We start from the raw sequence: 16,647 nt of genomic DNA, 5'->3' as shown, positions 1-16,647 counted from the left end.
GAAAGAGCACCCCGGGAGTTTACGCCACCTGGGAATCAGCTGAGCGCGAATTGCCGCGTATTACCGCCAGAGCATTCCCATTCCGGCGTTGGCGAGTGTCAGGATGCCGACGAGCCAGAAGACGGCGGCGGGCACGGCGTCACCGCGCTTCTGGCGAGCGGACCCGATGCCGAGCAGCGCCCCGATGATCAGCAGCACGACGAGTTTCACGCCGATCTTGACGTAGTTCAGGTCGTACGAGATGCCCCACGGGGCTGCGAGGGCAAGGCCGGCGAGACCGGCGATCGCCAGGCCGTAATCCATCACCCGCGTGATCTGGCGCTTGCCGCCGAACGCCTGGGCCGCCCACGCTCCGAAGAGCACGGCGAAGCCGATGAGGTGGATGAATACGACGATCAGGCGCAGGGTCTCCATGCGCTCAGGTTATCGGCGGAGTGCCTTGACCACCAGCGCGGTGCGGAGCGCGGCATCCGCTGCCTCGGCGCCCTTGTCCTCCTTCGACCCCTCGAGGCCGGCGCGATCCAGACCCTGCTTCTCGTCGTCGATCGTGAGCACACCGAAGCCGACCGGCTTGCCGGCGTCGAGAGCCACGCGTGTGAGGCCGTCGGTCGTCGCGGCCGATACGTACTCGAAGTGCGGGGTGCCGCCGCGGATGATCACGCCGAGGGCGACCACGGCATCCGCGCCGCCGGCGAACGCCGCCTGCGAGGCCACCGCGAGCTCGAACGATCCAGGGACGCGAACGATCTCGTAGGATGCTCCGGATGCCGTGAGCACGCGCTCAGCGCCGGCGATCATCCCGTTCGTGATGACCTCGTGCCAGGTGCCGGCGATGACGACGACGCGGAGGCCGGTGCCGTCGATCTTCTCGGTGGGGGAAGGGGCTCCTGCGCCGCTCATGCGTTGTCCTTTCCGTGCGCGAGGGCCTCGGCGAGCTCTGCTTCGCCGATGATGTGACCCATGCGATCGCGCTTGGTCTCGAGGTACTGGTGATTGTTCGGTCCGACGCCGACGATGAGCGGCACCTGTTCGATGACGTCCAGGCCGAGCTCCCGCAGCTGCTTGACCTTGTCGGTGTTGTTCGTGAGCAGGCGCACCTTCGAGATCCCGAGGTCGCTGAGGATGCCGGCCGCGGCGGCGTACTCGCGGGCATCGGCCGGAAGGCCGAGAGCGAGGTTGGCGTCGACGGTGTCGAGCCCCTCCTCCTGCAGGCTGTACGCACGCAGCTTGTTGATGAGGCCGATCCCGCGCCCCTCGTGGCCGCGCATGTAGATGACGACGCCGCCGTCCTGCTCGATCGCATCCAGCGCCGCGTCCAGCTGCGGTCCGCACTCGCACTTCAGCGAGCCGAACGCCTCACCCGTCAGGCACTCGGAATGCACGCGCACCAGCGCTGTCTCGGCGGGCTCGCCGGAGACGACCGCGATGTGGTCGGTGCCGGTGACGCGGTCCTTGTACGCGAGGAACCGGAACACACCGTGGTCGGTGGGCACCGTGGCGTCCGCACGCAGGCTCACGCGGCGTCGGCCGGCGCGGGATGAGGTCACAGGGCCGTCCAGCGGGTCGATCTCGTTGAGGTGGGCGATGAGCTGCTCGATCGTGATGACGGGAACGCCATCGCGCTTGCCGAGCTCCTTGAGACCGGGCAGGCGCATCATGCTGCCGTCCTCGGCGACGACCTCGGCGATCGCACCGACCGGCTGGAGACCAGCGAGCTTCATGAGGTCCACGGCGGCCTCGGTGTGGCCGCCGCGCTCGCGCACGCCGCCGTCGACCGCGCGAAGCGGGAGCACATGCCCTGGGCGGATGACGCTCGTGGACGTCGAGGCCGGATCCGCGAGCACGTTGAGGGTGCGTGCGCGGTCGGACGCGCTGATGCCCGTCGTGACTCCCTCTGCAGCATCCACGCTCACCGTGTACGCGGTCGAACGCGCATCCTCGTTGGCCTCGACCATCGGGGGGAGGTTCAACGCATCGGCGAGGTCAGCGGGCATGGGAGCGCAGATGAATCCGGACGACCAGCGCACGGTCCACGCGACCCACTCCGGTGTGGCGAGCTCGGCCGACAGGATGACGTCGCCCTCGTTCTCGCGGTTCTCGTCGTCGGCGACGATGACAGGGCGACCTGCACGCAGCGACTCGAGAGCTTCTTCGATGGTGGCAAGGCTCATCGCGAGCCTCCTTCCGAGACAGCCCGGAACGCCAGGAGGCGTTCGACATGACGGGCGAGGATGTCGGTTTCCAGATTGACGCGGTCGCCGACGGTGCGGCTTCCCAGGGTGGTGGCGGCGAGGGTCTCGGGGATCAGCGAGACCTCGAGCCAGTGCTCTGCGTCGCCGGCGGCGCTCACGCCGCTCACGGTGAGGGACGTGCCGTCGATCGAGATCGACCCCTTGTCGACGACGAGCGGTGCGAGGTCGGCGGGGATCGCGACGCGGAGCACGCTCCACTGATCACCGGGGCGGACCTCGACGATCTCACCGGTGCCGTCGACATGTCCCTGGACGATGTGACCGCCCAGACGCGCGCCGACCGGCATCGCCTTCTCGATGTTGACGGGGGTGCCGACGGATGCCGCCGCCAGCGCCGACACGTCGAGCGTCTGCTTCATGACGTCGGCGTCGAAGGTGCCGGAGGTCGACCCGACAACGGTGAGGCACACACCCGACACTGCGATGGACTCGCCGTGCACGGCATCCTGCGCGGCCTTCGGCGCACGGACGGTGAGACGCCAGCCGTCGCCGGACGGTGCGATGGCGGTGATCTCGCCGATCTCCTCGATGATTCCGGTGAACATCAGCGGACTCCTTCTTGTGTTTCGAATCGCGCGATCGCGAGCATGTCGGCGCCGAGCGGAACCCATTCGTCGATCGTCAGTCGGCGGGCGGCGCCGATCGTGGGAACGCCGATGTCGGTGAGGGCCAGGCGCTCGCCGCCCAGCAGCACCGGCGCCACATAGGCGAGGATCCGGTCCGCGAGGCCGGCGGCGATGAACGCGCTGGCCAGTGTCGGCCCGCCCTCGATGAAGACGCTCTGGATGCCGCGGGCATGAAGATCTCGCGTGACGGCGTGCAGGTCGCCCGTGCCGTAGAACAGCGGCTCGTGCGGGTGCCTGCGGACCGCGGCATCCGCCGGTGTCTCACGCGTTCCGATCACGACCGGGATCGGCTGGTGCGCGTGCAGGACGTCCCCGTCGCGGGCGGTGAGCGAGGGGTCGTCGGCGAGCACGGTGCCGGTGCCGACCACGATCGCGTCGGCCGCTGCGCGGCGACGGTGCACGTCGGCGCGGGCCTCGGGGCCGGTGATCCACTGGCTCGTCCCGTCGCCTGCGGCGGCGCGGCCGTCCAGGCTCTGCGCCCATTTGACGGTGATGTGCGGGCGGCCCAGCCGCTTCGCGGTCAGCCAGTCAGCGATGAGGGCGTGCGCGGAGCCGGCCTGTTCGCCCGACTCGACCTCGACGCCCGCGGCGCGCAGGCGCTCTGCCCCGCCGCCGGAGACGGCGCCTGGGTCGTCCAGTGAGTAGATGACGCGGGAGACCCCGGCTTCGATGAGTGCGAGGGCGCACGGGCCGGTGCGGCCGGTGTGGTTGCACGGTTCGAGAGTGACGACTGCGGTCGCGCCGCGCGCGGCGCCGTCCGCGAGCTTCGAGAGCGCGTCGACTTCGGCGTGCGGGGTTCCTGCGCCGCGGTGCCAGCCCTCGGCGATGACGTCGCCGGCTGGGGAGAGGAGGACGGCCCCGACCTGCGGGTTGATGCCGCGGGGGCCGTTGGCTGCGAGTTCGAGCGCACGCGTCATCGCGCGGCGCTCCGCCTCGGTCACTGCCATCCGTCGTCCTTCGTCCAGGCTCCGGGGATGACAGAATGCGCGTCGCCGCGCATCGTGCTGCCTCCCATCCGGACTAGTGAGATCTCTCTCACATCACCGTCGGTACCGGAATTCCACCGGATCGGCACTTCGGAGATCCGAAGCGCTCGCGGACTGTCACCGCCGGTTCGGATTCACACCGACCCCGGAGCACGTTGATGCTCAGTGTACTCAACGCATGCACGCGCATTTCATTCCGGTGACGCACTCCGTCATTTCAGGAGGCGCGACAGCCGCCGATCGGCGAGGATCTTGCCGCCGGTCTGGCACGTCGGGCAGTACTCGAGCGAGCGGTCGGCGAAGAACACGCTGCGGACGGTGTCGCCGCAGACGGGGCACGCCTCGCCTCGGCGCGCATGCACCTGGAAGCCGGCGCGTTTGGTGTCCTTGAGGTCGGCAGGCGGCTTGCCGGATGCGGCGGTCACGGCATCCTTCAACGTCGTCTGCATCGCCTCGTACAGGCCGTCGATCTCGTCGGCGTCGAGCTTTCCGCTGATCGCATAGGGAGACATCTTCGCGGTGTGCAGGATCTCATCGCTGTATGCGTTGCCGATCCCCGCGATGACGGACTGATCGCGCAGCAGGCCCTTGATCTGCATCCGCCTGCCCTCCAGGAGACCCGCGAAGGCGTCGCGGGTGAACGCATCGCTGAGCGGCTCCGGACCGAGGCGCGCGATGCCGGGCACGTCCTGCGGATCGCGCACGACGTACACCGCGAGGGACTTCTTCGTGCCGGCCTCCGTGAGGTCGAATCCTCCGTCGTCGTCGAGTGCGACGCGGAGTGCGATCGGCGACTTGCCCGGCTTGATCAGCGTCGTCGGCAGCAGCTCGTACCAGCGCAGCCAACCGGCCTTCGCCAGATGGAAGGCGAGGTGCAGCTCGGCGCCGCACGAGAGCACCACGAACTTGCCGTGCCTGCTTGCGGCCGTGATCGTCGCACCGTGCAGGGCGGTGTTCGGTGGATCGTAGGTCTTCAGCGCTGCGATCTCGCCGACGCTCGTGCGCGTGATCGCGTGCCCGACCGCGCGCTCGCCGAGGAAATCGACGAGCCCCTGGACCTCAGGCATCTCAGGCATGCGCCCATCCTGCCATCCGGGTGGGACGTTCGACAGGGTGGCGTGCGTCAGGCGAGCGCGACCGGCCAGTCCACCGGCATCCGGTCGTCGGATGCCAGGAGGCCGGCCACCCACCCGTCGTCGCGGTGCGCACCGTGCATGAACGCCTGGCGCAGGGTGCCCTCGTAGCGGAAGCCCAGGCTTCGCGCGAGCCGGGCGGACGGGAGATTGCCGGCGACCGCGCGCCAGCTCAGCCGCACGAGGCCCAGTGCGCCGAACCCCCAATCGGTGACGGCGAGTGCCGCTTCTCCGAGGAGCCCGCGGCCACGGTGCTCCGCCACGCCCCAGTAGCCGATCTCCGCCGCACCCTGATCGATGTGATGGAGCCCGACGGCGCCGATCAGCACATCCTGCTCGTAGATCGTCCAGACCGTCTGCGACGCGTCCTCCCACCACTCGGCGACGAGGCGAACGAAGTCCTCGGCGTCCGTGCGTGCGTAAGGGCTCGGCACGGACGTGAAGCGCTGGATGGCCGGATCCTGGCAGGCGGCGGTGATCGCATCGATGTCGTCAGCGGTCGGTGCGCGGAGGACGAGGCGTTCGGTGCGCAGCGTGACGGGTTCCATCCGGACAGGCTAGTGGCTGTTCGCGATGCCGATGCGATGCGCTGAGCCTGCCGAGCCTGCCGCAATGTCCGATGCCGCGTCTAAGCTTGCCTGGTGACTGTTCCGGGGATTCTGCGCGCCTTGGAAAGGGCGAACCTGTACCACGACGCCCTCGCCTGGGCGCAGACCGATGCCGACCTCGGGCTCGTCGACGGGCTCGACGCCCCGACGATCGCAGGGCTGCTCGAGAAGCGTGCGAGTTCGGGGCATCCGGCATCCCTCCTCGTCATCGCGCCGACCGGGCGTCGCGCCGAGTCGCTCGCCGCAGCGCTGGGCTCGTTCGTCCCGGATGCCGAGATCCTCAGCTTCCCGGCCTGGGAGACGCTGCCGCATGAGCGTCTGAGCCCCAGCGCTGACACGGTCGGACGGCGCCTGGACACCCTGCGCCGCATCACGACCTGGGCGGGCGATCACCCGCTCATCGTCGTCGCCTCCGTGCGCGCGGCTCTGCAGCCCATCGCGTCCAACCTCGGTGACACCGCACCGCTTTCGCTCGCGCTCGGCGCCCGCGGTCTCGATCTCGACGACACGATCGAGCAGCTGGTCGAACGGGCGTACACCCGAGTCGACATGGTGTCCCGTCGCGGCGAGTTCGCGGTCCGCGGCGGAATCCTCGACGTCTTTCCGCCGACGAGCGAGCACCCGTATCGCGTCGAGTTCTTCGGCGACGAGATCGACCAGATCCGCGCGTTCTCGGTCGCCGATCAGCGCTCGCTCCCCGGTGACGTCGACCTGGTCGAGCTCCCTGCGACCCGCGAGCTGCTGCTGACCGCGGACGTGCGCGACAAGGCCCGCTCGCTCGTCGCCGGGTTCCCCGCCATCGCAGGGATGCTGGAGAAGATGGCCGAAGGCATCCCCGTCGAGGGCATGGAGTCCCTGCTGCCCGCCGTCGCCGGCCCCCTGAAGTCGCTCGCCGAGTACTTCGCCCCTGGTACCGCCGTCGCGCTCGTCGACCCGGAGCGCGCGAGCACCCGTGCGCAGAGCCTCGGCGAGACGAACCGCGAGTTCCTGGATGCCGCGTGGAGCGCTGCGACGTCCGGAGCATCCGCTCCGATCGACCTGGGTGCGGGCGACTTCCTCAGCGTCGCGCGGCTGCGCGAGATCGTCCGTGCGCGCGACGGTGTGTGGTGGCGGTTCAGCCCCTTCGCCACCGACGATGCGGATGCCGCGAACATCGATGCCTCGATCATCCCGTCCTTCCACGGCAACGTCGACGGTGCGATCGAGTTCGTCGCCGCTCGCCTGGCTGATGACTGGCGCGTCGTGGTCGTGGCATCCGGAACCGGCCTCGTCGACCGCGCGCGCGACGTGCTCTCCGACCGCGGGCTCGCCGCGCGTCCCGTCGAGACGTTGACCGATGCTCCGGATGCCGGTGTCGCGACTCTCGTGCTCGGATCCCTGGAATCCGGGTTCCAGGTGCCGGAGGCGAAACTCGCCGTCCTCACCGACAACGAGTTCTACGGCCGCACGATCGGCGGCGACCAGCGCGTCGTCAAGAAGCTCGCCTCCAGGAGGCGCAATGTCGTCGACCCCCTGCAGCTGAAGAACGGCGACCACGTCGTGCACGCGACGCACGGCATCGCGAAGTTCGTCGAGATGACGCAGCGCGAGGTCTCGACGGGTGGTCGCAACGCCACCAAGACCACCCGCGACTACCTCGTGCTCGAGTACGCACCGTCCAAGCGCGGCTACCCCGGGGACAAGCTGTACGTGCCGACCGACCAGCTCGACCTGCTCTCGAAGTACGTCGGCGGCGAGGCTCCGACCCTGTCGAAGATGGGCGGCAGCGACTGGTCAGCAGCCAAAGGCAAGGCCCGCAAGGCCGTCCGCGACATCGCCGTCGAGCTCGTCAAGCTGTACTCGGCGCGCATGGCGGCCAAGGGGTACGCCTTCGCCCCGGACACGCCCTGGCAGCGGGAGCTCGAAGAGGCCTTCCCCTTCGCCGAGACACTCGACCAGCTGCAGACGATCGATGAGATCAAGGCCGACATGGAGCGGGACATCCCGATGGACCGCTTGCTCTCGGGCGATGTCGGCTTCGGCAAGACCGAGGTCGCCGTGCGCGCTGCATTCAAGGCGATCCAGGACGGCAAGCAGGTCGCGATGCTCGTCCCGACCACACTGCTGGTCAAGCAGCACCTCGAGACGTTCACCGAACGGTTCGCCGGGTTCCCCGTGAAGGTCAGGCCGCTCTCACGGTTCCAGACTGACAAGGAGGCGCGCCTCGCACTCGAGGGACTGCTCGACGGCTCGGTCGACATGGTCATCGGCACCCACCGCATCCTCACCGATCAGGTGATGTTCAAGGACCTCGGGCTGCTGATCATCGACGAGGAGCAGCGGTTCGGCGTCGAGCACAAGGACCGACTGAAGAAGCTCAAGACCAACGTGGACATCCTCGCCATGAGTGCGACGCCGATCCCGAGGACGCTCGAGATGGCGGTCACCGGCATCCGCGAGATGTCGACGCTTGCGACGCCACCGGAGGACCGGCACCCGATCCTCACGTTCGTCGGGCCGCGGAGCGACAAGCAGATCGCGGCCGCGATCAGGCGCGAGATCCTGCGCGAGGGTCAGGTGTTCTTCGTGCACAACCGGGTGCAGTCGATCCAGCGCGTCGCATCCGAGCTCGCTGAGCTCGTCCCCGAGGCGCGGATCGCCGTTGCGCACGGCCGGATGGGCGAGCACCAGCTCGAGCAGGTCGTCGACGACTTCTGGGAGCGCAAGTACGACGTGCTCGTGTCGACGACCATCATCGAGACCGGTCTCGACATCTCGAACGCGAACACGATCATCATCGACAAGGCCGACAAGTACGGTCTGTCGCAGCTGCACCAGCTTCGTGGGCGTGTCGGACGAGGACGCGAGCGCGCCTACGCGTACTTCCTCTACGACGACTCCAAGCCGCTGTCCGAGACGGCTGCGGATCGCCTGCAGACGATCGCGATCAACAACGACCTGGGCTCCGGCATGCAGGTCGCGCTGAAGGACCTCGAGCTGCGCGGCGCTGGCAACATGCTCGGCGGAGAGCAGGCCGGCCACATCGCCGGTGTCGGCTTCGACCTGTACCTGCGCATGATCGGCGAGGCCGTGGCGAACTTCCGCGGCGAGGACACGTCGAGTGACGTCGAGCTCCGGATGGAGATTCCGGTGGACGCTCGCATCCCCGAGACGTACATCGACAGCGAGCGGCTACGGCTCGAGGCCTATCAGAAGCTGTCGGCCGCTGCCGTGCCGAGTGCGAAGGACGAGGCGATCGACCTCGTGGTCGAAGAGCTCACCGACCGGTACGGCACTCCTCCGGAAGAGGTCGAGGGACTCGTTTCCGTCGCGCGGCTGCGTCGTCGTGCCGCAGCGTCGGGCCTCACGGATGTCGTGGTCATGGGCTCGAACCTGCGGGTGGCGCCCGCTCGCCTCGAGGACTCGATGAAGGTCCGCCTGCAGCGGCTTTACCCCAAGTCGAAGCTCGTCGCCGGGGGAGAGGCGCTGCTCGTGCCGGTCCCGGCGGACGTCGAGATCCTCGAGTGGGTTTCGCAGCTCATCGCCGCGATGTTCCCCGAGCAGGTCAAGACCGCGAGCTGATCAGAGGCCGGATCAGGCGCCGAGGTACAGCAGCGTGCCGTCGGGGTCTCGCACCTGCGCGACGCGTTCGCCCCAGGGCATGTCCTCGGGGTCCGCGACTGACGTCGCCCCGGCATCCACTGCCCGGGCGTGCGCGCTGTCGACGTCGTCGACGTACAGCCAGATCGCGACCGGATCGCCGGGGGAGACGCCTGGCTCGAGCCCGATTCCGATGCTCCCGCCCCCGACGGCGAGAGCGACGTACACGTCTGTTCCGTCCTGCTCGTAGTGGTAGTCGATGGATGCCGAGAACGCAGCCTCGTAGAACGCCACCAGTCGCGGCAAGTCGGTCGTGCGCAGGATCGGGAACAGCCGTGTCACCGTCATGTCGTGACGGTACGCCGCGGCGCGCGCCACGGCAATACTGTCACGCCTCGTGCCGGCATCCCGTGCACCGCTTCGGATCCGGCGCGCGGCGCGCCGGCACCATGCCGGATGCCGCGGCGTGTCGCCGGTGTCGTCCGAAATTGTGCACCGCAGTGAACTCGTCGGGCTAGTCTGGCGGCATGTTGTACGAGCACCTCGGGGCTCGGCCCCGCATCGATGACACCGCCGTCGTCGCGCCGACCGCTGTGATCTCCGGCGACGTCGAGATCGGCGCCAACTGCCAGGTGCTGCACGGTGCCGTGATCACCGCCGAGGGCGGACCGATCACGCTCGGCGAGCACGTGATCGTGATGGAGAACGCACTCATCAGGGCCACGGCTGCCAACGCGGTGCACATCGGCGATCACACGCTCGTCGGCACGCTCGCGAGCGTCGCCGGAGCGACCGTCGGCGAGGAGGTGTTCTTCGCCTCAGGCGCCCGGATCTTCAACGGCGCGATCGTCGGGTCGCGCTGCGAGATCAGGGTCAACGCGATCGTGACCCGTCGTGCCGTGCTGCCCGAGGGCACCGTCGTCCCGATCGGATGGGTGGCCGCCGGCGACCCGGTGCAGCTGTTCTCACCCGACCGCGCCGACGATATCGCCGCAGCTCAGCCCGACCTGGACTTTCCAGGGCACGTGTTCGGAGTCGACCGCGACACCCCTGATCTCATGGTGCAGCTCACAGAGCGCTACGGCTCGTCCCTCGCGCGGCACGCCGACGACCACGCGGTGTAGCGGCTTCGACTCGCCATCGGCTCGCTCAGCCAGTTCCGTCTTCGGAGCTGCGCGCCTTCGCTCAACGACCCGCAACTGTTCTGCGCGGGTCGTTGAGCGAGCGAAGCGAGACGAAACGCCGAACCGACTCAGATGACGCCCTGCGCGAGCATCGCGGCCGCGACGCGCTGGAACGCGGCGATGTTCGCCCCTGCGACGTAGTCGCCGCCAACGCCGTACTTCTCCGCCGCGTCGAACGCCGCCTGGTGGATGTCGCGCATGATCTCGCGCAGCTTGTTCTCGCTGTCCTCGAACGTCCAGCGCTGACGCGCCGCGTTCTGGCTCATCTCGAGCGCTGAGGTCGCCACACCGCCGGCGTTGGCGGCCTTGCCGGGGGCGAACAGAACCCCTGCGCGCTGGAAGGCTGCGACGGCATCCGGGACGCAGGGCATGTTCGCGCCCTCGGAGACGGCCCGAACGCCGTTCGCGATCAGGGCTTCGGCGTCTTCGAGGCTGAGCTCGTTCTGCGTGGCCGAGGGGACGGCGATGTCGACCGGAACGTCCCAGACGCTGCCGTCCTGGACGAAGCGGGCGCTTGCGCGTCGAGCCGCGTACTCGCTGATGCGGCCGCGTTCGACCTCCTTGATCTGACGGAGCAGATCCAGGTCGATTCCGGCGTCGTCGACGACGTAGCCGGAGGAGTCGGATGCCGTCACCGCGGTCGCACCGAGCTGGGTGGCCTTCTGGATGGCGTAGATGGCGACGTTTCCGGAACCGGAGATGCCGACGCGCTTGCCCTCGAACGACTCGTTGTGGACGGCGAGCATCTCCTGCGCGAAGAAGACCGCGCCGTAGCCGGTGGCCTCCGTGCGCACCTCGGCGCCGCCCCATCCGGTGCCCTTGCCCGTGAACATGCCCGACTCGTGACGGTTGGTGATCTTGCGGTACGTGCCGAACAGATAGCCGATCTCGCGGCCGCCGACGCCGATGTCGCCGGCGGGGACGTCGGTGTGCTCGCCGAGGTGGCGGTACAGCTCGCTCATGAACGACTGGCAGAAGCGCATGATCTCGGCGTCGGTCTTGCCGTGCGGGTCGAAGTCCGACCCACCCTTGGCGCCGCCGATGCCCTGACCGGTGAGCGCGTTCTTGAAGATCTGCTCGAAGCCGAGGAACTTGATGATCGACAGGTTCACCGAGGGGTGGAACCGCAGCCCGCCCTTGTACGGCCCGAGAACCGAGGAGAACTGGATGCGGTAACCACGGTTGACCTGCATCTTGCCGGCGTCATCGATCCACGGCACGCGGAACATGATCTGCCGCTCCGGCTCGACGACCCGGTCGAGGATGCCGGCCTCGACGTACTCCGGATGCTGCTCGAGCACCGGCGAGATCGTTCCGAGAACCTCGTGCACGGCCTGCTGGAACTCGGGTTCGTGCGGGCTGCGGGCCAGCACCGTGTCGAACACGGGCTGGACGGACTCGGTGAGCGGGTGGAATTCAGTGAGAGTTGCGGTCACGCGGGGACGGCTTTCTGAGTTGGACGGCTGAGGGGCGATCGTGTCGCGTGAGAAGTGCGCCGGATCGGGCGCGAGATCTCACTTTACCCCGGGGTTTTCCGTGTGAGGAACGGGCGGGATCACCCGGTGTTCTGCAGGCCGGCGGCGACGCCGCTGACCGACAGCAGGAGGAGACGGCGCTGTTCGTCGTCGGCTCCCGACCCCTCGGGGGCGGATGCCGCAGACCGCAGCTCGCGCAGAGCGCGCAGCTGCAGCAGGGACAGGGCGTCGACGTACGGGCTGCGCAGGGCCACCGCTCGCTGCAGGATCGGCTTGTTCTCGAGCAGGCCGGAGCCTCCGGTGAGGCGGATGACCCACTCCCTGGTGAGGGCCAGTTCGTCGAGCACCAGCTGGGCGAGATCATCGCGGTCGCCGAGGGCGAGGTAGCGGCGAGCGATGCGCTCGTCGGTCTTCGCCAGGCTCATGGCGACGTTGTCGACCATGGTGCGCAGCAGCGGCCACTCGCGGTAGGCCTCCGCGAGGCGCGCCTCGTCGCCGACTGCTTCGAGCGCAGTGCCGAGTCCGAACCAGCCGGCCAGGTTGATGCGAGCCTGCGTCCACGCGAACACCCACGGGATCGCCCGCAGGTCCTCGAGGGACTCGACGGAGAGACCGCGGCGAGCAGGGCGGGAGCCCAGCGCGAGCAGCCCGATCTCCTCCATGGGGGTGACCGTGGCGAACCACGGAGCGAAGCCGTCCGCCTTGACCAGCGAGAAGAAGCGCTCGCGGGAGGCGGCATCCATCTTCTGCGCGATGTCCGCGTAGCGGGCGGCAGCGCCGCTGGTGCGCTGCTCGACGCTCGGCGACGATGCGAGCAGGGTGGCGGCGGCGACCTGGTCGATGTGCCGCATGGCGATCGCGGGCTCGCCGTAGCGGGCGAAGATCACCTCGCCCTGCTCGGTGAGCTTGAAGCGTCCGTCGACGGAGTGCGGCGGCTGCGCGAGGATCGCCGAGTTGGCGGGGCCGCCGCCGCGTCCGAGTGCTCCGCCGCGACCGTGGAAAAGTGTCAGTGCGATGCCGGCACCCTGCGCCCACAGCGCGATCTTCTCCTGCGCCTCGTAGAGAGCGAGGTTCGCCGCGACCGGTCCGACATCCTTCGACGAGTCGGAGTAGCCGAGCATGACCTCGAGTCGGTTCTCGGTCTCGGACATGCGAGCGCGGAACTCGGGGAACTCGACGACCTCAGCGAGGATCGCGGGCGCCGCCTGCAGGTCGGCGAAGGTCTCGAACAGCGGAACGACGTCCAATACCGGCACATCGTCGCCCAGGGCGTGCCTGGCGAGGCGATGCACGTTCGCGAGGTCCTCGGCGGACTGCGTGAACGAGACGACGTAGCGTCCAGCGGCGCGCAGACCGTAGCGGCGCTGGATCTCGGCGATCGCTCGGAACACCTCGAGAACCTCGAGCGTCTGCTCGCTGAGCTGCTGGTCGTCGCCGGCTTCGAGCTCGGCAAGGGCCTGGCGGTGCACCTGCGAATGCTGGCGCACCTCGAGCTCGGTGAGGTGGAACCCGTAGGTCTCGACCTGCCAGATCAGATGCTGGATGCCGCCGAACGCGTGCCGCTTCGCGCCGGATGCCGCGAGGGACTCCTGCACGGCGCGGAGATCTGCGAGAAGCTGCTCTGGCGCGGTGTACGCGCCGTCGCCGCCCAGGCGGGTCGCGGCGACGCGGCGGGCGAGCGAGAGCATCACGCGGCGGTGCGGCTCCTCCGGAGAGCGTGCGGCGATCTCGTCGGCCACGTCCTGCTGCGACGCCGAGAACGCGTCCCACATCGCGGCGACCTCGTCGCTTGGCGGCGTGCTGTCGGCGTCGAGGGTGAGTCCGCGGCCGATCCGGTCGATGGCGCGCTCGAGCCCGCGGAGGACGTGGTCAGAGGCGATCTGGGCCGCTTCGCGGGTGACGGATGCCGTGACGAACGGGTTGCCGTCGCGGTCGCCGCCCACCCACGACCCGACTCGCACGAAGGCGGGTACGACAGGGGTGCTGGCGCCGGAGTCCTCTCCCCGCAGCGCGTCGTCGATCCGGCGGTAGACGTGCGGGACCGTCGTGAAGAGCGTCTCGTCGAACACCGACATGACGGTACGGACCTCGTCGGTCGGCGAGGGCTTCTGTGCCCGCAGGGGCGCGGTGCGCCACAGCGTGTCGACCTCTTCCAGCATCCGGCGGCGTGCACGGTGCTCCTCCGACCCGCCGTCGCTCGCGGCATCGTGATCGGTGAGCAGCTCCGACAGGCGGCGGATGCTGGTGGAGACGGCACGACGCCGCGCCTCGGTGGGATGAGCGGTGAACACCGGGTGGAAGCGGAGCCCTGCCAGGCGCCGCCGCGCCTCGTCGTCGCCGACCTCGCGGCGCAGCTGCTCGTACGCGGCCGCCACCGTGTCCGTGGCATCCTCGCGCCCAGGCTGACCGGCGCGCTCGCGGAGGATGCGCACCCGCTGGTGCTCCTCGGCGAGGTTCACGAGGTGGAAGTAACAGGTGAAGGCCCGGGCGACCTCATCGGCCCGCTCGATCGTGAACGACTCGGCGATCTCGGTCGCGCGCTCGAACGCCTCGGTTCCTTCCGCGAGGGCGGTCTCCGCCTCATACGCCTGGATCGTCGCCAGACGCAGACGCTCGACGTCCTCGAACAGTCCCGGGCTGCCGCACTCGCGCAGCACCTGACCGAGGAGGGCACCGAGCATGCGCACGTCCGCACGCATCTCGTCGGGAATCCCGCGTCCGGCTTCGAACCGGCCGATGACGCGGATGGCCTCTGTGTTGGTGGGCTCGGGGGTCATTCTTTCGAGGTTAGCGGCGTCCTGGCGGCAGTCCCGACCACGTGACGAGGCGTGACGACCGGGGCATAGCATGGAGCGGATGTCTGATACCCGAAACTTTCTGCGCTCGCAGCAGTTCCCTGCGGTGCTGCTCCTTGTCGCCGCCGCGTTGGGCATTCTCCTCGCGAATCTCCCGAGCTTCGGCCCGATCGATGCGGTGCTGGGCTTCCACATCGCGATTCCGGGGACCGGCATCGACCTGTCGGTCGCGCACTGGATCTCGGACGGCCTGCTGGCGATCTTCTTCTTCGTCGTGGCGATGGAGCTCCAGTACGAACTCACCCGAGGCGAGTTGAACTCCTTCGGCAAGGCGCTGCAGCCGGCCATCGCCGCAGCGGGTGGCGTCCTCGTGCCGATCATCATCTACCTCGTCATCGCAGGTCGAGATGCGACTGCATCCGGTTGGCCGATCCCCACCGCCACCGACATCGCTTTCGCCCTGGGCGTCCTCGCCGTATTCGGCAAGGGACTGCCCGCAGCCGTGCGCGTCTTCCTGCTCGCGCTCGCGATCCTCGACGACATCATCGGCATCGTCTTCATCGCCGTGCTGTTCGCGCACGATCTGAACTGGCTGTACCTCGTCCTCGCGATCGTCGGCGTCGTCGCGTTCGGCTTCCTGTCCCGGATGCTGCCGGACAAGCGCTCCTGGATCATCATCACGGCCATGATCATCATCGGTGTGGTGGTCTGGGCGCTGGTGCTGCTGTCCGGCATCCACGCCACGATCGCCGGCGTCATGCTCGGACTCGCGATCGCGCAGTCGCCGTCGATGAGAGCCCGTCACGTGCTGGAACCGTGGGTGAACGGTGCGATCCTGCCGATCTTCGCGTTCGCGGCAGCGTTCGTGGTGATCCCCGCAGTGTCTCCGTCCGAGCTCTCGCCGGCGTTCTTCGGCATCGCCGTCGCTCTTCCGCTCGGCAAGATCATCGGCATCACCGCGTTCGGCTGGATCGCGATCCGGATCGGCTCCCGTGGCCGGCCCCCCGCTCTGACGGTCACCGATCTGCTCGCCGCCGGGACGCTCGGCGGCATCGGGTTCACCGTGTCGCTGCTGCTGGCCAACCTGGCGTTCGCGAGCGACCCCGCAACCCGCGATCAGGCGATCCTCGGAGTGCTCGTCGGATCGCTGATCTCCGTGGTGCTCGCCGGGATCGTCGTGTCCGCCAGGGCGGCGTGGCACCGCAGGGTGACGGCTGCGAGTTCCTGACGACCTGGAGGATGCGATGACGGACATCGACCCGCTGCGCGGCGCGGCCGACACCATGAAGGCCGTGCGCGAGCGCTGCGTGTGGTCTCAGCAGATCACGCACCGCGATCTCGTGCCGTACCTGATCGAGGAGTCGCACGAGGTCATCGACGCCGTCGAGGGCGGTACGCGCGCGGATCTGCGGGAGGAGCTCGGCGACCTGCTGTGGCAGGTGCTGTTCCATGCCGCGATCGCAGCGCAGGATCCGGATGACCCGTTCGACATCGACGACGTGGCCCAGACTCTGACCGAGAAGATGGTGCGACGGCATCCCCACGTGTTCGGCGATGCCGTCGCGACCACGTCGGATGAGGTGCTCGTGCACTGGAACGCCGCGAAGGCGGCCGAGAAGCGCGAGCGCCGCAGCGTGCTCGATGGTGTGCCATCGGCGATGCCGTCGCTGGCGCGTGCGCAGAAGGTGCTGGGTCGCGCGGCTTCGGTGGGAGCGGGGGAAGAGGTCGCGCTCGCCGCACACGACGCGGCCGAGATCGGCGCAGCGCCGGAGACGGAGGAGGAGCTCGGCGACCTGCTGCTGACGCTCACCGCCACGGCCCGCGCGAACGGCTGGGACGCCGAGCGCGCCCTGCGCGAGCGCCTGCGGCTGCTCGAGGACGAGGTCCGCGACGCCGAAGCCTGACGCCGCCGGGTTCCCCGTGCACGACTTCGGACTCGGCGCCCGACACTCCGCTGTGTGCCGCTGATTCGCGGCGTGTCGCCCGCGGCATCCGAAGTTGTGCCGACG

14 protein-coding genes and 1 riboswitch are annotated in these 16,647 nt (G+C 69.0%); of the genes, 4 read left to right on the top strand and 10 right to left on the bottom strand.

Annotated features, from left to right (window positions below; all coding sequences use genetic code 11):
* Positions 1–60: 60 nt before the first annotated feature.
* The 7 genes from KHB019_RS05015 to KHB019_RS04985 all read right to left on the bottom strand — a co-directional run bounded on the left by KHB019_RS05015 (position 61) and on the right by KHB019_RS04985 (position 5,545).
* A complete protein-coding gene (locus KHB019_RS05015) occupies positions 61–414 on the bottom strand; it encodes a Fe-S protein (protein WP_230102040.1) in 354 nt (117 codons plus the stop codon).
* A 9-nt stretch (positions 415–423) separates the two neighbouring features.
* Positions 424–900: a 6,7-dimethyl-8-ribityllumazine synthase gene (gene ribH, locus KHB019_RS05010; RefSeq protein ID WP_337458203.1), complete on the bottom strand. Its 477-nt coding sequence runs from the start codon at positions 898–900 to the stop codon at positions 424–426.
* Positions 897–2,171, bottom strand: coding sequence for a GTP cyclohydrolase II (gene ribA / locus KHB019_RS05005; protein WP_230102042.1), 1,275 nt, complete (start codon positions 2,169–2,171; stop codon positions 897–899). Before ribA ends, ribH begins: the two co-directional genes overlap by 4 nt.
* Positions 2,168–2,797, bottom strand: coding sequence for a riboflavin synthase (locus KHB019_RS05000; protein WP_230102043.1), 630 nt, complete (start codon positions 2,795–2,797; stop codon positions 2,168–2,170). The genes ribA and KHB019_RS05000 overlap by 4 nt, the downstream gene beginning before the upstream one ends.
* A complete protein-coding gene (gene ribD / locus KHB019_RS04995; protein ID WP_230102044.1) occupies positions 2,797–3,825 on the bottom strand; it encodes a bifunctional diaminohydroxyphosphoribosylaminopyrimidine deaminase/5-amino-6-(5-phosphoribosylamino)uracil reductase RibD in 1,029 nt (342 codons plus the stop codon). Before ribD ends, KHB019_RS05000 begins: the two co-directional genes overlap by 1 nt.
* A 51-nt stretch (positions 3,826–3,876) precedes the next feature.
* Positions 3,877–4,021, bottom strand: a riboswitch (FMN riboswitch).
* A 55-nt stretch (positions 4,022–4,076) separates the two neighbouring features.
* Positions 4,077–4,940 carry an Fpg/Nei family DNA glycosylase gene (locus tag KHB019_RS04990; protein ID WP_337458202.1) on the bottom strand — a complete coding sequence of 288 codons (864 nt, stop codon included), beginning with the start codon at positions 4,938–4,940 and terminating at the stop codon, positions 4,077–4,079.
* Between the two features lie 47 nt (positions 4,941–4,987).
* Positions 4,988–5,545: a GNAT family N-acetyltransferase gene (locus KHB019_RS04985; protein WP_337458201.1), complete on the bottom strand. Its 558-nt coding sequence runs from the start codon at positions 5,543–5,545 to the stop codon at positions 4,988–4,990.
* A 93-nt stretch (positions 5,546–5,638) separates the two neighbouring features.
* Between KHB019_RS04985 and mfd the strand changes: the two genes are divergently transcribed.
* Positions 5,639–9,166: a transcription-repair coupling factor gene (gene mfd, locus KHB019_RS04980; RefSeq protein WP_337458200.1), complete on the top strand. Its 3,528-nt coding sequence runs from the start codon at positions 5,639–5,641 to the stop codon at positions 9,164–9,166.
* A 12-nt stretch (positions 9,167–9,178) separates the two neighbouring features.
* Here the strand turns inward: mfd and KHB019_RS04975 are convergent, their stop codons facing one another.
* A complete protein-coding gene (locus KHB019_RS04975; protein WP_230102048.1) occupies positions 9,179–9,532 on the bottom strand; it encodes a VOC family protein in 354 nt (117 codons plus the stop codon).
* A gap of 179 nt (positions 9,533–9,711) precedes the next feature.
* Here KHB019_RS04975 and KHB019_RS04970 point away from each other — a divergent pair, with 179 nt between their 5' ends.
* Entirely contained in the window at positions 9,712–10,308 is a 597-nt protein-coding gene (locus tag KHB019_RS04970; RefSeq protein WP_230102049.1) for a gamma carbonic anhydrase family protein, read from the top strand.
* A gap of 128 nt (positions 10,309–10,436) precedes the next feature.
* Here KHB019_RS04970 and gdhA read toward each other — a convergent pair whose 3' ends face one another.
* Complete coding sequence (gdhA, locus tag KHB019_RS04965; RefSeq protein ID WP_230102050.1) at positions 10,437–11,804, bottom strand: NADP-specific glutamate dehydrogenase; 1,368 nt, start codon at positions 11,802–11,804, stop codon at positions 10,437–10,439.
* A gap of 119 nt (positions 11,805–11,923) precedes the next feature.
* Positions 11,924–14,620, bottom strand: coding sequence for a phosphoenolpyruvate carboxylase (locus KHB019_RS04960; protein ID WP_337458199.1), 2,697 nt, complete (start codon positions 14,618–14,620; stop codon positions 11,924–11,926).
* Between the two features lie 79 nt (positions 14,621–14,699).
* On the opposite strand from KHB019_RS04960, the gene nhaA reads away from it, so the two are divergent.
* Together nhaA and KHB019_RS04950 are read left to right on the top strand one after the other, a co-directional pair.
* Positions 14,700–15,866 carry a Na+/H+ antiporter NhaA gene (nhaA, locus tag KHB019_RS04955; RefSeq protein WP_325471274.1) on the top strand — a complete coding sequence of 389 codons (1,167 nt, stop codon included), beginning with the start codon at positions 14,700–14,702 and terminating at the stop codon, positions 15,864–15,866.
* A gap of 16 nt (positions 15,867–15,882) precedes the next feature.
* A complete protein-coding gene (locus KHB019_RS04950; protein WP_325471275.1) occupies positions 15,883–16,542 on the top strand; it encodes a MazG family protein in 660 nt (219 codons plus the stop codon).
* Positions 16,543–16,647 lie beyond the last annotated feature (105 nt).

The organism is Microbacterium sp. KHB019, assembly GCF_037285405.1.
Taxonomy (GTDB): domain Bacteria; phylum Actinomycetota; class Actinomycetes; order Actinomycetales; family Microbacteriaceae; genus Microbacterium.
Note: the sequence above shows the minus strand (reverse complement) of the source record. Positions and strands in the feature narration are given on the sequence as shown.

Coding starts and splice junctions, on each gene's coding strand:
- KHB019_RS05015 (WP_230102040.1), bottom strand. CDS start 414: ATGGAGACCCTGCGCCTGATCGTCGTATTCATCCACCTCATCGGCTTC.
- ribH (WP_337458203.1), bottom strand. CDS start 900: ATGAGCGGCGCAGGAGCCCCTTCCCCCACCGAGAAGATCGACGGCACC.
- ribA (WP_230102042.1), bottom strand. CDS start 2,171: ATGAGCCTTGCCACCATCGAAGAAGCTCTCGAGTCGCTGCGTGCAGGT.
- KHB019_RS05000 (WP_230102043.1), bottom strand. CDS start 2,797: ATGTTCACCGGAATCATCGAGGAGATCGGCGAGATCACCGCCATCGCA.
- ribD (WP_230102044.1), bottom strand. CDS start 3,825: ATGGCAGTGACCGAGGCGGAGCGCCGCGCGATGACGCGTGCGCTCGAA.
- KHB019_RS04990 (WP_337458202.1), bottom strand. CDS start 4,940: ATGCCTGAGATGCCTGAGGTCCAGGGGCTCGTCGATTTCCTCGGCGAG.
- KHB019_RS04985 (WP_337458201.1), bottom strand. CDS start 5,545: ATGGAACCCGTCACGCTGCGCACCGAACGCCTCGTCCTCCGCGCACCG.
- KHB019_RS04975 (WP_230102048.1), bottom strand. CDS start 9,532: ATGACGGTGACACGGCTGTTCCCGATCCTGCGCACGACCGACTTGCCG.
- KHB019_RS04970 (WP_230102049.1), top strand. CDS start 9,712: ATGTTGTACGAGCACCTCGGGGCTCGGCCCCGCATCGATGACACCGCC.
- KHB019_RS04960 (WP_337458199.1), bottom strand. CDS start 14,620: ATGACCCCCGAGCCCACCAACACAGAGGCCATCCGCGTCATCGGCCGG.
- nhaA (WP_325471274.1), top strand. CDS start 14,700: ATGTCTGATACCCGAAACTTTCTGCGCTCGCAGCAGTTCCCTGCGGTG.
- KHB019_RS04950 (WP_325471275.1), top strand. CDS start 15,883: ATGACGGACATCGACCCGCTGCGCGGCGCGGCCGACACCATGAAGGCC.